13 protein-coding genes and 1 pseudogene are annotated in these 14,768 nt (G+C 61.2%); 1 reads left to right on the top strand and 13 read right to left on the bottom strand.

Annotated elements, in window-relative coordinates; all coding sequences use genetic code 11:
* Nucleotides 1–4 precede the first annotated feature (4 nt).
* From rluB to zwf, 4 genes and pseudogenes are all read right to left on the bottom strand, one after another.
* Nucleotides 5–1,131, bottom strand: a pseudogene (gene rluB, locus BN1079_RS02015) (23S rRNA pseudouridine(2605) synthase RluB).
* A gap of 94 nt (nt 1,132–1,225) precedes the next feature.
* Nucleotides 1,226–1,870: a bifunctional 4-hydroxy-2-oxoglutarate aldolase/2-dehydro-3-deoxy-phosphogluconate aldolase gene (locus BN1079_RS02010; RefSeq protein WP_037021954.1), complete on the bottom strand. Its 645-nt coding sequence runs from the start codon at nt 1,868–1,870 to the stop codon at nt 1,226–1,228.
* A gap of 17 nt (nt 1,871–1,887) precedes the next feature.
* Nucleotides 1,888–2,601, bottom strand: a complete 714-nt coding sequence (gene pgl, locus BN1079_RS02005) for a 6-phosphogluconolactonase (protein ID WP_037021952.1) — start codon at nt 2,599–2,601, stop codon at nt 1,888–1,890.
* Nucleotides 2,588–4,057, bottom strand: coding sequence for a glucose-6-phosphate dehydrogenase (zwf, locus tag BN1079_RS02000; RefSeq protein WP_037021950.1), 1,470 nt, complete (start codon nt 4,055–4,057; stop codon nt 2,588–2,590). The genes pgl and zwf overlap by 14 nt, the downstream gene beginning before the upstream one ends.
* Before the next feature lie 128 nt (nt 4,058–4,185).
* Here zwf and BN1079_RS01995 point away from each other — a divergent pair, with 128 nt between their 5' ends.
* Nucleotides 4,186–5,040: a MurR/RpiR family transcriptional regulator gene (locus tag BN1079_RS01995; protein ID WP_037021948.1), complete on the top strand. Its 855-nt coding sequence runs from the start codon at nt 4,186–4,188 to the stop codon at nt 5,038–5,040.
* Here the strand turns inward: BN1079_RS01995 and BN1079_RS01990 are convergent, their stop codons facing one another.
* From BN1079_RS01990 to BN1079_RS01950, 9 genes are all read right to left on the bottom strand, one after another.
* A complete protein-coding gene (locus BN1079_RS01990) occupies nt 5,041–5,229 on the bottom strand; it encodes a DUF1289 domain-containing protein (RefSeq protein WP_037021946.1) in 189 nt (62 codons plus the stop codon).
* Between the two features lie 89 nt (nt 5,230–5,318).
* Entirely contained in the window at nt 5,319–6,542 is a 1,224-nt protein-coding gene (locus tag BN1079_RS01985) for a maltoporin (RefSeq protein ID WP_037021944.1), read from the bottom strand.
* A 200-nt stretch (nt 6,543–6,742) separates the two neighbouring features.
* Entirely contained in the window at nt 6,743–7,900 is a 1,158-nt protein-coding gene (locus tag BN1079_RS01980; RefSeq protein WP_037021943.1) for an ABC transporter ATP-binding protein, read from the bottom strand.
* Nucleotides 7,901–7,910: 10 nt separating this feature from the next.
* The gene (locus BN1079_RS01975; protein WP_037021941.1) at nt 7,911–8,741 is read right to left on the bottom strand and encodes a carbohydrate ABC transporter permease; all 831 of its coding nucleotides are present in this window, start codon (nt 8,739–8,741) and stop codon (nt 7,911–7,913) included.
* Nucleotides 8,734–9,642 carry a carbohydrate ABC transporter permease gene (locus tag BN1079_RS01970; protein WP_037021939.1) on the bottom strand — a complete coding sequence of 303 codons (909 nt, stop codon included), beginning with the start codon at nt 9,640–9,642 and terminating at the stop codon, nt 8,734–8,736. The genes BN1079_RS01975 and BN1079_RS01970 overlap by 8 nt, the downstream gene beginning before the upstream one ends.
* Nucleotides 9,643–9,763: 121 nt before the next feature.
* Nucleotides 9,764–11,032: an ABC transporter substrate-binding protein gene (locus tag BN1079_RS01965; protein ID WP_037021938.1), complete on the bottom strand. Its 1,269-nt coding sequence runs from the start codon at nt 11,030–11,032 to the stop codon at nt 9,764–9,766.
* 103 nt (nt 11,033–11,135) lie between these two features.
* On the bottom strand, nt 11,136–12,380 hold the full coding sequence (locus BN1079_RS01960) for a D-mannose isomerase (RefSeq protein ID WP_037021937.1): 1,245 nt from the start codon (nt 12,378–12,380) through the stop codon (nt 11,136–11,138).
* A 168-nt stretch (nt 12,381–12,548) separates the two neighbouring features.
* Nucleotides 12,549–13,976, bottom strand: coding sequence for an ATP-binding protein (locus tag BN1079_RS01955; protein WP_197538859.1), 1,428 nt, complete (start codon nt 13,974–13,976; stop codon nt 12,549–12,551).
* Nucleotides 13,977–13,992: 16 nt separating this feature from the next.
* Entirely contained in the window at nt 13,993–14,760 is a 768-nt protein-coding gene (locus BN1079_RS01950; RefSeq protein ID WP_414860253.1) for a response regulator, read from the bottom strand.
* Nucleotides 14,761–14,768: the final 8 nt, after the last annotated feature.

Here is a 14,768-nt window from a genome sequence, read left to right as displayed (position 1 = left end):
GCGCCTACGGCCAAAAAAAAAGAGCGAGTCCGTTACCGGCTCGCTCTTTTCGTTTTGGCTCATGGGCTACGGGCGCTTGGGTCCTGGACGCCCCGCAGGCTTGCGACCACGCCCGCCCGCATTTGGGCGCTCGGCTAGTGGCGTACCACGCGCTGGCGTGCTGCGCTCGCCCGAATCACGAGACTTACGCGCCGGCCGCTCGGTGCGTGGCGCGCGACTTTTCTCGCTAGCGCCATCTTCGGCCGGACGCAGCACGCGTGGACGCCGCTCAGCGCGGACGGCCGGCTTGCTCGCCTTGCGCTGCATGCGCTCGATCTTCTCTTTGGTTTTGGTCTTCATTTCCGGCAAGGCGACTGGCTTGAGCCCGACTTCCTCGCTGAGGATATCCACCTCGCGCTGAGACATTTCGCGCCAGCGGCCCATCGGCAGATCGGATGTCATGAACACCGGGCCAAAACGCACGCGCTTCAGACGGCTGACTACCAGACCCTGAGATTCCCACAGACGGCGCACTTCGCGGTTACGGCCTTCCATCACCACGCAGTGATACCAGTGGTTGAAACCCTCGCCGCCCGGTGCCTGCTGAATATCGGTGAAACGTGCCGGACCGTCTTCGAGCATGACGCCCGTTTTCAGGCGCTCGATCATTTCGTCATCAACCTCGCCACGCACACGCACCGCGTACTCGCGGTCCATCTCGTAGGAGGGATGCATCAGGCGGTTGGCCAGCTCACCGTCGGTGGTGAACAACAACAGACCTGTAGTGTTGATATCCAGACGGCCGATGTTGATCCAGCGACCATCTTTCGGACGTGGCAGCCGGTCAAATACGGTTGGGCGGCCTTCCGGATCGTCGCGGGTGCAGATCTCGCCGTCGGGCTTGTTATAGATCAGCACGCGACGGACCACTTCGGCCGTTTCTTCGCGCTTGAGCAGTCGTCCATCTACAGCGATGGCGTCATGCGAATCGACACGCTGGCCAAGAACGGCGACAGCACCATTGACCTTGACCCGGCCGGCGGCAATCCAGTTTTCCACGTCGCGCCGTGAAGCCAGGCCGATACGGGCAAGGACTTTCTGCAGCTTTTCGCCATGGGCAATATGAGGGGTTGAATCTTCGTGTTCGGTCATCTGGGCACCTCCCGGTGTGGCAGTTCCGATAGAAAGGCCGCGCACTATACGCGCTGTCTTGCCTGAGCACTATCGGGCCATGAAAAATCGCGCTTCAGCCCAGAGCCGCCAGTGCTTCGCTTGTTGCATGCTCGATGGCTGTCCAGTCGCCATTTCGCAGCGTTGCGCTGTCGATCATCCAGGTGCCGCCAACACACATGACATTCGGCTGCGCCAGATACTTCGCGGCATTACCAGCGTTGACACCACCGGTCGGGCAGAAGCGCACATCTGTGAACGGGCCTCCCAGCGCCTTGAGCGCCGCGACGCCACCGCAGACTTCAGCGGGGAACAGCTTGAAACGGCGGTAGCCAAGGCCATAGCCGCGCATGATATCGGAAGCGCTGCTGATTCCCGCCAGCAGCGGCACCGAGCAATACAAGCCGGCCTGCAACAGTTCATCGGTGCATCCCGGCGAGACGATGAACTGGGCACCGGCCGCCTCGACCTCATCCATCATGCGCTTATCCAACACCGTACCGGCCCCAATACACAGCTCGGGACGCTCCTGGCGCAGGCGGCGAATGGCGGTCAACCCGTGCGCCGAGCGCAGGGTGATCTCCAGCGTCTTCAGGCCGCCGGCGGCCAGCGCATCGGCCAGCGGAAGGATCTGCTCCTCGCTGCCGATGGTAATGACCGGCAAAATGCGCGCCTCGGTGCAAATGGCGTCAAGCAAGGCATTTTTTTGATCCATGTTCATGGGGTTTCCTCGGGCCGTCATGGGCACCAGTAGATTTCCAGTGGCGCGTTCAGAAACGCGCGGATGGGCATTTGCGCAGGCTCTACTTGGATGGCCTGGCGCAGGGTTTCCAGTTTTTGCGCGCCCTGTATCGACAGGCACTGCAGTCGCGCCGATGCCAGCAGCGGATAGGTCATGCTGATGCGCTGACGGGGCTCAACCGGAGCCAGCATCGGCAAGCAGGGTTGCATGCCCTCTTCGTCCAGCCCCTGCGCCAGCAATGGGCTGTCAGGAAACAGCGAGGCCGTATGACCGTCATCGCCCATGCCCAGTACCAGCACATCAATGGGTTTTCTTAACGCTTGCAGGGCCTCGCTCGCCAGGCGGGCCGCCTCTTCCAGGCTTTCAGCCGGCTGATAGAGGCCCAGCAGCTCGGCATTTGCGGCGGCGTTGCGCAGCAGGTGGCGACGCAGCAACCCTTCATTGCTGTCCGGGTGATCGCGGTCGACCCAACGTTCGTCGGCCAGGCTGATCTGGACCTTCTGCCAATCCAGTTCGCACACCGACAAGGCTTCAAAGAAAGCAATCGGGCTGCGCCCGCCGGACAGCACCAGGCTCGCGCCGCCGTGAGTGGTCACGGCGTAATCCAGCGCCGCGGCCACCCGCTCGGCGAGTGCCTGTGCCAGTTGCTCGGGCCCTGCCAGGCTGTGCGCCAGCACACCAGAGGGCAGTTCAAGTTCAGAGATCGCCATACCAGGACCTTCCGTCACGAGTAATCAATGCAATGGACGCCACCGGCCCCCAAGAGCCGGCGGGATAGGCTTTCGGCGCATCGCCGATCCGCGACCAGCCTTCGATGAGCTGATCGCACCACTTCCATGCGTATTCGACCTCATCCTTGCGCACAAAGAGGTTCTGATTGCCCTGCATTACTTCCAGCAGCAGACGCTCATAGGCATCTGGAATACGCGAACTTTTGTAAGTTTCGGAGAAATTGAGCTGCAGGGGGCCACTGCGCAGGTGCATGCCCTTATCCAGCCCCTGCTCCTTGGTCATTACCTGCAGCGAGATGCCTTCATCCGGCTGCAGACGAATAATCAGGCGGTTGCTGATCAGCGACCGCTGTTCGGGAGCGAAGATGTAGAAAGGTGGTTCTTTGAAGTGGATAACGATCTGCGACAGCTTTTCGGCCATGCGCTTGCCGGTGCGCAGGTAGAACGGCACGCCGGACCAGCGCCAGTTGCAGATCTCGGCACGCAAGGCAACGAAGGTTTCGGTGCAGCTTTCGGCGTTGGAGTTTTCCTCGTCGAGGTAGCCCGGCACCGTCTTGCCGGCTACCGAGCCTGCCACGTACTGACCACGTACCACCGAGTTGCCGAGCTTCTCCGGCGTGATCGGCGCCAGCGCCTTCAGCACCTTGACCTTCTCGTCGCGAATGCTGTCGGCGGTAAGGTTGCTCGGCGGGTCCATGGCGATCAGGCAGAGCAGCTGCAGCAGGTGGTTCTGGATCATGTCGCGCAGCTGGCCAGCCTGATCGAAGTAGCCCCAGCGGCCCTCGATGCCGACCGTCTCGGCGACGGTAATCTCCACATGGGAGATATGATGCTGATTCCACTGCGTCTCGAACAGGCTGTTGGCGAAGCGCAGCGCGATCAGGTTCTGGACCGTTTCCTTGCCCAGGTAATGATCGATGCGGTAGATGCGCGTTTCGGGAAAATAACGGGCTACCGCCTCGTTGATGACCCGCGAGGATTCGAGGTCATGCCCGATGGGTTTTTCCAGCACCACCCGCGCCTGTTCGGCCAGGCCCGCCGCAGCGAGATGCTCGCAGATAGGCCCATAAACCGCCGCGGGGGTAGCGAAATAGGCGATCAGCGGCAGGCTCGACGAAACCCTCTCCGCCAAAGCCAGATAATCCTGCGCATTGCGAAAATCCATGGCGAGGTATTCCAGCCGCACCAGGAATCGCTCCAGCACTTGCTCATCCAGATCTGCCGCGGGAATGCGGCGGCGCAATGCCTGGGCAATTTGCTCCAACCGGGCCGACGGCTCTCCCTCGTCGCGTGAGAGCGCCAGGATGCGTGTATCACTGTGAAGAAGCCCTGCCTGATCGAGCCGATAAAGTGCCGGAAACAGCTTGCGCAACGCCAGATCGCCCAGGGCGCCGAACAGAGCAAAGGTTGTAGCTTCTACAGTAATGGCAGGCATGTATTGATACCAACAAAGTTAGACGACAAAGCGGCACTACAAATGGCAGTCTAGGCGCATAATGTTGTCATTAAAACAACGGCACTCAATTTTTACTCAGCACCTAAAGAACAGCAGACAGGGATCGAATGAAAAATCTCTTGGAACAGATAAAAAATCGGCTCAACGAGCTCAACAAGGCGGAAAGGAAGGTCGCCGAGGTGATACTGAGCGATCCACAGCGTGCGACCCGATACAGCATTGCCGCACTAGCGCAGGCGGCCAAGGTCAGCGAACCGACGGTAAACCGCTTCTGCCGTTCATTTGAAGTCATGGGCTATCCCGCGCTGAAGATCCAGTTGGCGCAAAGCCTGGCCAGCGGCGCGGCTTACGTAAGCCGCGCCGTGGAGGCTGGCGACAGTCCGGAAGCCTACACACGCAAGATCTTCGGCAGCACCATCGCCTCCCTCGACAGCGCCTGCCAGGCCATTGACTCGCAAGTGATCGGCCAGGCCGTGGACCTGATGATCCAGGCCCGCCAGATCCACTTCTTCGGCCTTGGCGCTTCTGCCTCGGTGGCACTGGACGCCCAACACAAATTCTTCCGTTTCAACCTGCCGGTAACGGCTCACAGCGATGTCCTTATGCAACGGATGCTGGCATCGGTTGCCCATACCGGTGACCTGTTCGTGGCGATTTCCTATACCGGGCGCACCCGTGAGCTGGTTGAAGCCGCGACGATCGCCCGGGACAACGGCGCTTCGGTGCTTGGGCTGACCGCGGCGAATTCGCCGCTGGCCAAAGTCTGCACCCTAAGCCTGGACATACCATTGCCGGAAGATACCGACATCTACATGCCCATGACCTCGCGCATCATTCAGCTGACGGTGCTGGACGCACTGGCCGCGGGCGTCACCTTGCGTCGAGGGGTCGATTTCCAACCTCACCTGCGCAAGATCAAGGAAAGCCTGGTGCCCACGCGCCATCCGAGCGAACAGAACTGATCATTTTTTCTTCCGTTTCTTGCCCAAGGCTTTCAGCCGTGCCGCCGCCATTTCGTTAACCGCCCTGCGCTCCTTGTTCTTCATGCTCTTCCAGGCCTTCATCTCGTCTCGACTGCGTCCGCAACCGATACAGATGTCGTCCTTGACCTCGCAAATGCTGACGCACGGATTTTTCGCCTTGTCGCCCAAATAACACCTCCGGTAAGTCGAGGGCTCTACACAACCAGTAGAAGCCCTCCTCAGCCGCAGGTTCTATCGAAAACAAGCTATCGAAACGATCAGTCCCACCAATACTCGACCTGTAGGCCGAAGTTCGAGCCGTGCCGGTCGCCGCCAAAGGTGCCGGTATCCGACAACGCGCTACCGGCAGCCATCAGGTTGGCCGCCTCCTGGGCCGCTTCGTTCCACTGCGCATAGGTGTAATACAGGCGCACTTCCGGACGAGCCCAGAAATCAGGTCCTGCCGGCGACCAGGTTGGCGCGATGGTGAACTTGGTTAGCTTGCGGGTACCCCCCGGCGCGTCGATCTGGTCATGGCCCAGTTCGGCAACCAGCTTGAACTGTTGGGTAAATGCATAGACCGGACGCACGCCCACCGAAATCCAGTCCTGATCGCCGCCGCCCTGGCGCTTGTCCTTCTGATACACCGCCTGGAACTGGCCGCCAAAGCGCGGCGTCACCTGCCAGTCGAAGAATTCGACCACGCGCCAGCTCTTGTCGCTGCTACCGAGCGTGACGTCGCCGGTATAGCCGAGACCGGTCCCCGGCCCTTCGCCGTACTGAACAGCGAAAGTGTTGCTACCGCCGAGGAAGCCGATCTGCTTGTGCTGCACAGTAACGGCCCAGCCGCTGTTGGCATCGCGCTGGTCCGGTTCGTCGATATAACTGACACCGAACTCCAGCTCGCCACCGGGATTGCTGTCAAAGCCGCCGACGTTGAAGTCATGACGGTTGATGTAGTTGTCCTGGAAAACGTTGTCCTTGCGGGAGAAGGCGTAGCTGTACTTCAGCCCGCCGATCTCCATGTCCTCGATGCCGGCGCCGGTTGCGCTCTGGTTCCAGTAGTAGAAATCGGAAATGTGAATGTCGTTACGCTTGTAGAAACGTCGCCCCGCCCACAGAGAACCGCCGTAAAGTGCGGGCACCTTGCTCCATTCGGCGTACGCCTGAACCATCCGCGCCCAGCCGTGGTCGCCAGTGAACTTGGGCGTGTGGTCGTATTCGTTATACAACGCCGCCATACCTTCGATACTCAGCACCGAACCGTCATCGAGGGTGAACAGATCCTGTCGCAAGCCCAGCTCTGCATACTGCTCGCACTCGTTACCGAGACGAAATTTCGAGGGCGCGCCAGGCAGCTGAAAACAGGCCTGTGATCCACTGCTGCTCGAATCGCCAACGCCGCTGCGCACGTAACCATTGAAATCGAGGGCCTGAACGGTAAACGGCGTGGCAATGCCGGCCAGCACTGCCACAAAACCCAAAGATTTGGCTTTTTTCATGTCCGCTCCAATTAGCTCTTATTTTTGTTACTGCCGTTGGATCGAGCCGGTGAAGGCCCGCTCTTCCGAGCCGCATGGCACTGCACGTGCACAACGGTTCGAGTGGGTGCGCCCGGCGCCAGATGCTGCGCTGGGCTGACAGGCCGGAGGCAGCTACGCGGCGCCCGGCTGCTGAATCTCGATTCAGGCGAAACGGTCACTCAAGGGGCGAGCGTTCGAGCGGCCGGCTGGTTGGGCTGCACGAGGCCTTTGTCTGGAGCGATGCAAAGGCGCTCGCCGGTTTGCGCATCGAACAGCAGCACCTTCTCCGACTCGAACTGCAGACACATCGTCTGGCCGGGATCTGGCGCGAGATCCGGCGCCAGACGGCAGCAGACCTTGGCGTCGTTGAGCTTGACGAAGACCATGGTGTCCGGACCGGTAGGCTCGACGACCTGAACCTCGGCGCGCAGCGATAGAGAAGCGCCCTCCACCCCAACACCAATCCGCTCGGGCCGGATGCCCAGAATCACTTCGCGGCCTTCCAGTGATTCGTCCGTGGCGAGCCTCAACGGCAACTCGCAACGGTCCCGGTCGCTTTCCAGCAGCGCACTCCAACCCCCAGCACGCCTGCTCAGCCGCAGCGGGACGAAGTTCATGGGCGGCGAGCCGATAAAGCTGGCCACGAAAAGATTTGCCGGGTTGTCGTAGATGTCCTTCGGCGTGCCGAACTGCTGAACGACGCCATCCTTCATGACCGCGACCTTGTCACCGAGGGTCATCGCCTCGATCTGGTCATGGGTGACGTATACCGTGGTGGTCTTCAGTCGCTGATGCATCAGCTTGATTTCGGTGCGCATCTCCACCCGGAGCTTGGCATCGAGGTTCGACAGGGGCTCATCGAACAGATAGATCTTTGGCCGGCGTGCCAGCGCCCGACCCATGGCCACGCGCTGTTGTTGCCCTCCGGACAGCTGCGACGGCTTGCGAGCCAGCAGGTGCTCGATCTGCAGCAGCTTGGCAACGCGGGAGACCTCCTCCTCGATCATCGCCGCCGGCATCTTGCGCATCTTCAGGCCGAAGGCGATGTTTTCCCGCACGGTCATGGTCGGGTACAGCGCGTAGGACTGGAACACCATGGCGATATCCCGATCCTTGGGACTGGCGGAGCTGATGTCGGCACCGTCAACGCGGATCTCGCCGCCGGTGATGTTTTCCAGCCCCGCGATGCAGTTCATCAGTGTGGACTTTCCGCAACCCGAGGGGCCGACGAGGATTAGAAACTCGCCATCACCGATCTTCAGGTCGATGTCTTTAAGCGTCTCGTTGCCGCTTCCGGCGTAGCTTTTGCGGACGTTACGTAATTCGAGTGCAGCCATGGTCCTTCTCCTACCCCTTGACCGCGCCGGCCGTAAGCCCACGCAAGAAATACTTGCCGGCGAGGATGTACACCACCAGCGTTGGCAGGCCGGCGATCATCGCCGCGGCCATGTCGACGTTGTATTCCTTGGCGCCCGTGCTGGTGTTGACCAGGTTGTTCAGCGCCACTGTGATCGGCTGGGCATCGCCGCTGGCGAACACCACACCGAAGAGAAAGTCGTTCCAGATCTGGGTGAACTGCCAGATCAGGCAGACCATGATGATCGGGATCGACATGGGCAGCAGAATGCGCCCGAAGATGGTGAAGAAGCCTGCGCCATCCAGACGCGCCGCGCGCACCAGCGCCTCCGGCACGCTCACGTAAAAATTGCGGAAAAACAGCGTGGTGAAGGCGATGCCATAAACCACATGCACCAGCACCAGCCCCGCCGTGGTGTTGGCCAGGCCGAACTTGCCGAGTGTGAACGAGGCCGGCAGCAGCACGGTCTGGAACGGCAGGAAGCAGCCGAACAGCAACAACCCGAAGAACAGTTGCGAACCCCGGAAGCGCCACATCGACAGGACATAGCCGTTCAAGGCACCCAGTGCGGTCGAAATCAGCACGGCGGGTACCGCCATCTTCAGGGAGTTCCAGAAGTAGCCATCGACCGCCGCCCAGGCTTTCAGCCAGCCGATCAGGGTGAAGGTCTCCGGCCAGGAGAGCAGGTTGCCGCTGCGAATATCCTCCGGGGTCTTGAAGCTGGTCAGCAGCATCACCACCAGCGGCACCAGGTACAGGGCTGCCGCCAGCAGCAGCGTGGCGTGGATGGCCAGGCGGCTCGGGCTGACAGACTTAGACATGGCGCTTGCCCCGCAACTCCGAGTAGAGATAGGGCACCAGAATCATCAGGATCGCGCCCAGCATCATCATTGCGCTGGCCGAACCTATGCCCATCTGGCCGCGGCTGAAGGTGAAGTTGTACATGAACATCGCCGGTAAATCGGAGGCGTAGCCCGGCCCGCCGGCGGTCATGGCGGCGACCAGATCGAAGCTCTTGATCGCGATGTGCGCAAGGATCATCACTGCACTGAAGAACACCGGCCGCAGGCTCGGCAGCACGATGCGCAGGTAAATGGTCGGCAGGCTGGCGCCATCGATCTGCGCGGCGCGCACGATGGATTGATCGACCCCACGCAGACCGGCAAGAAACAGCGCCATAACGAAGCCGGATGCCTGCCAGACCGCCGCAATCACCAGGCAGTAAATGACCCGCTCCGGGTCTACCAGCCAGTCGAAGCGGAAGCCTTCCCAACCCCAGTCGCGGAGCATCTTGTCGATACCCAGACCGGGGTTGAGCAACCACTGCCAGGCGGTCCCGGTGACGATCATCGACAAGGCCATCGGGTACAGGTAGATGGTGCGGATAAAGCCTTCTCGGCGAATGCGCTGATCCAGCAGCACCGCGAGCAACACGCCAATCGCCAGGCTGACGCCGATGAACAAGCCCCCGAATACCACCAGATTCTGGCTCGCCACCCACCAGCGGTCATTGGCCATCAGGCGCGCGTACTGCTGCAGGCCGACCCACTTGTAGCTGGGCATAAAGCTGGAGTTGGTGAACGAGAGCAGCAGCGTCCAGAGGATGTAGCCATAGAAACCAACCAGCACCATCACCATGGTCGGCGCCATCACCAGCTTGGGTAGCCAGCGTTGTAGCGCATCCAGAGGTGAGGCCTTGGTGTAAAACATCGTGACACTCATCGGGCGTTACCAGACAGAGCAGGAAATCCGGGCCGAACGCTCCCTGCGACGGCCATCGCGGGCTGTCGCTGAGGGCATTAACGGGGTACGGCGGGCCGCAGAAGCTGACCCGACTCTTAGCCTATTGCGCGGACTTGATCGCCGCGTAAAGCTGCGCGCCGACCTTGCTCGGGTCAGCGTTTTTCTCACTCATGAAGTTGGTCACCACATCGAAGATGGCGCCCTGCACGGCGAGGTTGGTAGCCATGCTATGGGCCATGCTCGGCTCCAGTTGGCCGTTCTGATCGGCCTCCCTGAAGTCCTTCATCGAAGCCTGGGCGCAACTGTCGAACTTGCTCATGTCCAGATCGGAACGCACCGGAATGGAGCCCTTGTTCTGGTTGAACACGTATTGGAATTCAGGCTCCAGGGCGATTCTGGCCAAGGCATGTTGCGCGGCAATGTCGCCCTTGTTCTTGAGCTTGAACATGGCGATGGAGTCGATGTTGTAGGTGTAGCTGCCAGCAGTTCCGGGCATGGGCACGCACTGGTAATCCTCGCCAGCCACCTTGCCGGCTGCGGTCCATTCGCTCTTCGCCCAGTCGCCCATGATCTGCATGCCGGCCTTGCCGTCGATCACCTGGGCAGTCGCCAGGTTCCAGTCACGCCCGGCGCGGTTGTCGTCCATATAGCTGGCCAGCTTCTTCAGCGCGGTGAACACTTCGGTCATCTGCGGGCTGGTCAGGGTCGCCTCGTCGTTCTCGATGAATGCCTTGTGATAGCCATCGGCACCCATGATGCCAAGCACTAGCGCTTCGAAAACGGTGCTGTCCTGCCAAGGCTGACCACCGTGCGCCAAGGGCACGAAGCCTGCAGCCTTGAGCTTGTCACCCGCGGCATAGAGCTCTTCAAGGGTGGTGGGTGCCTTGTCGATGCCGGCCTTCTCGAACACCTTCGGGTTGATCCACAGCCAATTGACTCGATGGATGTTCACCGGCACCGCCACGTAATGTCCGTCGTATTGCATGGTATCGATGACGGTCTTCGACAGCAGGTCATCCCAGCCGTTGGCCTCGGCCACTTCGTCGAGCGGGCTCAGCAGATCGAGCGCACCCCATTCCTGCAGGTCAGGTCCCTTGATCTGCGCAGCGCCCGGCGGGTTGCCGGATACCACACGGGTCTTCAGTACGGTCATGGCGGCAGAACCGGCGCCTCCGGCGACGGCACCATCCTTCCAGGTGAATCCATCCTTCGCGACCAGATCTTTCAGAACTTTCACCGCAGCGGCTTCGCCACCGGATGTCCACCAGTGAACCACTTCGACGGTGCCTTTGCTGTCGGCAGCCAGCGCGGACAAGGGGAACAACGAAGCAAGGGAAACAACAGTGACAAAACGAGTGATGGTGTTCATGGGTGCACCTTTTCTTGTTTTTATACATGCAGCCTGATGCTTGCATTGCACCGAGTCTAAGCCGGTGCAACAGCCAAAGGCGTAACGAAGGGATGCGGATATGTCACAGCCCGGTTACACAGCCCAGCGCGGTGGCCAGGCTTGGGGCCAGTGGCAGGCGTGGCAGCAATGTCGCCTGGTAGGCGTGATAGAGATCCGGCTTGCCTGGCCAGATACTGCTTGCCGGCCGGTTGTCATCATCGAGCTCATGGTGCCAGCTGCCGTTCTGCAGATCGATGAAATGCTGCGCAACGAACTCCCAGAGTCGGCGATACCAATCCTCGTAAACAGGTTCGCCTGTGCGCCTGAGCAAGGCCGCTGCCGCCGCAATCGCTTCGGCATGCACCCAATGCAGGCGCGCACGCACCACCGGCTGGCTCGACCAGTCGAGGGTATAGACCAGGCCTGGCTTGCCGTCCGCGCCCCAGGCGTCTCGGCCGGCACTGGCGAACAACCCGCCGGCATCGGTCAACAACCACGCCGGCGCAGCGAGGCCGGCGCGCTGCAGGGCAGCTTCCAGATGCAACAACAGCCGAGCCCACTCGAAGCTATGCCCGGGCGTGCTGCCATAGGGGCGAAACGGGTCAGCGCGGTTGCCTTCGCTATAGTCGGGCCGCGCTCGCCACGCCTGATCGAAATGCTCGACCACTACGTACCCGCTCGCTGCAGCATGTCCGTGAATCAAGCGCTCGGCGATGCGCAGCGCGCGCAGTAGCCACAGGCTATCACCGGTGGCGTCGGCCAGGGCGAGAAAGGCCTCGGTCGCGTGCATATTGCTATTGGCGCCGCGATATTCCTCTTCCTGCTGCCAATCGCGGCTCAGGCTCTCACGCAGAGCGCCCTGCTCCTCACTCCAGAAATGCTTTTCGAGAATGGCAATCGCTTCCTCCAGCAGCACTCCAGCCCCGGGCCGACCGGCGACCGTTGCAGAGCTTGCTGCCAGGGCAACGAATGCATGCAGGTAGGCGGACTTGCCGCCCTGGCGCGTTGCATCGGCAAAACAACCGCCGAACTCGGCATCATGCAAAGCGCCCCCTTGCAGCGCAGCGACACCATGGTCAATCAGCTCAGCGTGTCCGGGAATGCCCTGGATGTGTGCAAGGACGAAACAATGGGTCATGCGAGCTGTATGGATCAGCTCGGCACAAGCGTGCTCAGGGAGCTGGCCGTTGGCATCAAGCGCAGCGAAGCCATGCTCGACTCGCGAAGCCTGGGCGAACGACAGCAGGCGCGTGCCTTCGTCAGCGAGCCAGCTCAGGTGGGCTGGCCGCTGCAGCCAGCTTTCAGCGGGTAATGCAGGTGTTTTCATTGTTGTTCCCATGCAGGTGCTCGCAGCCGTTCAGCATCGAAAAAGCGGGCAGCGCCACGATGGGTGCACCTCTCGAGAGGCAGAACCGAGCCTGATGCCAGAATTCTAGCGGCCGCTTGGATGCATCAGGTCACGAAAGCGACCGCTTTTGTCACCGGGTGGTGACAATCACTCCAGCTTGCGAGGTAAACGCAAGGTTACCCGCAGCCCGCCCTCCGGCAGATTGCGCAGGGTAATCTCGCCGCCATGGCTGTGAGCAATGTTGCGCGCGATGCCCAGCCCGAGGCCGTAGCCTGGCTTCTTGGCCGACAGGCGGAAATTCGGCTCGAACACCTGAGCCAACCAGGCTTCCGGCACGCCAGGTCCCTCATCATCGACGTGCAGCACGAAGTGCTCCGGGCTGTCTTCGATGCTCAGGTGTGCCCGCTCCCCATATTTCAGTGCATTGTCCAGCAGGTTGCCGATGCAGCGTTTGAGCGCCAGCGGTTTGCCCGGATAAGGCAAACCGGCTCGGCCCTGCAATGAGACCCGACCGTTACCAGTGGGCGTAAGGTAAGGCTCGGTAATGCAGTTGAGCAGCAGGTTCAGATCCAGCGGCTCGATGTTCTCGTGAATGTCGGTGTCCTTGACGCACTGTAGAGCGCCCTTGACCAGCAACTCGAGCTCATCCAGATCACGGCTGAATTTCGCCTGCAGGGCCGGATCCTCCAGAAGCTCCACTCGCAGGCGCAACCGGGTAATCGGCGTGCGCAAGTCATGCGAGATCGCAGTGAACAGCTGCGCACGCTCAGTCAGATAACGCCCGATGCGCTCGCGCATGCTGTTAAACGCCCGGCTGACTTCGACTACCTCGCTACCCCCCGCCTCAGGCAGCAGCTCCACTTCGCTGCCGAGCGACATCTCCCGCGCCGCCTGCGCCAGCCGCTTGAGTGGACGGCTCTGCCAGTGCACGAGAATACCGATGAACAGCAGCAGGAAGCTGGTGGTGAGCAGGATGAACCAGAGCTGCTGGGTTGGAACGCCCTCGTTCTCCAGACTGACGTAGGGCGCGGGCATCAATGAGGCAAGGTAGAGCCACTCTCCAGGCGCAATCTGGATCTGCGTTACCAGCACCGGCGGATCCAGCGGCTTCAGGCTCAGCGCGTAATGCGCCCAGGAGCGCGGCAATTCGTCGAGCTTCAACCCGCCGTTGAAAAGACGTAGATCGTCGGGACTCACAAAGTTGACCGACATGTCCACCTCGCTGCCGAGGCGCTCGCGCAGCACTTCATCCACTGCTTCCAGCACCGCCTGTTTGCGTTTTGTCGGCGGCAGGATCTGCATGTCCAGCGGTTTGTCATTCAGCGACACGAAGAAGCGCGTGCCGCCCATGCTGCGCAGCTGATCAAGCACCAGCGGCCGGTAGCCGAGTGGCAGCGAGCGGAAAAAGCTGACGCTGGCTGACATCGAATGCGCAAGGCTGCGGGCACTGGCCAACAGACCTTCCATCTGGTTGGCACGCAACTGCGATACCCAGATGAAACTGGACAAACCTTGCGCCAGCAGCACCACCAGCAGCGTCAGAAACAGCATGCGACCCAGTAGCGAACGCGGCACCAGCCGCCAGCGGCGCCTAGCCGAGCGTGTCATGGTGCTGCACGACCTGGGCCGCAAGCAGGTAACCACTACCTCGCACGGTACGGATCAGCCGCGGGCACTTGCCGGTATCACGCAAGCGCTGACGCAGGCGACTGACGCCCATATCGACGATTCGGTCCAGCGGCATGACCTCGCGGCCCCGGGTGGCATTGGCAATGGTGTCACGGTCGAGAATCTGCTGAGGGTGGTCGAGAAACAGCTTCAGCAGCGCGAAATCAGCCCCGGACAGCAGCACTTCCTCGCCGTCCTGATGGAACAGCCGCCGGCTGACCATATCCAGCCGCCACTCATCGAAGAGCAACACCTCGCGGGTACGCTCCTGGCTGAACTGAACCCGGCGCAGCAGCGCCTTGATGCGAGCCAGCAATTCACGGGGGCTGAAGGGCTTGGCCAGATAGTCGTCAGCCCCCAACTCCAGACCGATAACGCGATCAGCCTCGTCGGAACTGGCCGTGAGCATGATGATGGGCAACTGTGCCAGACGCTGATGGCCGCGAACCCAGCGACAGAGGCTGAAGCCGTCTTCGTCGGGCAGCATCACATCGAGAATTACCAGATCGGCCGGGCCACCGGCCATCGCATCGCGAAATTGAGCGCCATCGGCCACGGTGCGAACCTGGAAACCGGATCGGCTCAGGTAGGCGTCCAGCAACTCCCGGATTTCCTGGTCATCATCAACCAGCAGAATCGATCTTCCAGCCTGGTTCACTGTGCATCCCTTCCCTTGTTCTGGCTCCGGCATGGACCTGG

Source organism: Pseudomonas saudiphocaensis (assembly GCF_000756775.1).
GTDB lineage: Bacteria > Pseudomonadota > Gammaproteobacteria > Pseudomonadales > Pseudomonadaceae > Stutzerimonas > Stutzerimonas saudiphocaensis.
Note: the sequence above shows the minus strand (reverse complement) of the source record. Positions and strands in the feature narration are given on the sequence as shown.

Excerpts from the sequence above, each read along its gene's own strand:
- BN1079_RS01960 (WP_037021937.1), bottom strand. The coding sequence starts at position 12,380 with ATGAAAACACCTGCATTACCCGCTGAAAGCTGGCTGCAGCGGCCAGCC.
- BN1079_RS01950 (WP_414860253.1), bottom strand. The coding sequence starts at position 14,760 with ATGCCGGAGCCAGAACAAGGGAAGGGATGCACAGTGAACCAGGCTGGA.
- BN1079_RS01980 (WP_037021943.1), bottom strand. The coding sequence starts at position 7,900 with ATGGCTGCACTCGAATTACGTAACGTCCGCAAAAGCTACGCCGGAAGC.
- zwf (WP_037021950.1), bottom strand. The coding sequence starts at position 4,057 with ATGCCTGCCATTACTGTAGAAGCTACAACCTTTGCTCTGTTCGGCGCC.
- BN1079_RS02010 (WP_037021954.1), bottom strand. The coding sequence starts at position 1,870 with ATGAACATGGATCAAAAAAATGCCTTGCTTGACGCCATTTGCACCGAG.
- BN1079_RS01995 (WP_037021948.1), top strand. The coding sequence starts at position 4,186 with ATGAAAAATCTCTTGGAACAGATAAAAAATCGGCTCAACGAGCTCAAC.
- BN1079_RS01970 (WP_037021939.1), bottom strand. The coding sequence starts at position 9,642 with ATGAGTGTCACGATGTTTTACACCAAGGCCTCACCTCTGGATGCGCTA.
- BN1079_RS01965 (WP_037021938.1), bottom strand. The coding sequence starts at position 11,032 with ATGAACACCATCACTCGTTTTGTCACTGTTGTTTCCCTTGCTTCGTTG.
- BN1079_RS01975 (WP_037021941.1), bottom strand. The coding sequence starts at position 8,741 with ATGTCTAAGTCTGTCAGCCCGAGCCGCCTGGCCATCCACGCCACGCTG.
- BN1079_RS01985 (WP_037021944.1), bottom strand. The coding sequence starts at position 6,542 with ATGAAAAAAGCCAAATCTTTGGGTTTTGTGGCAGTGCTGGCCGGCATT.
- pgl (WP_037021952.1), bottom strand. The coding sequence starts at position 2,601 with ATGGCGATCTCTGAACTTGAACTGCCCTCTGGTGTGCTGGCGCACAGC.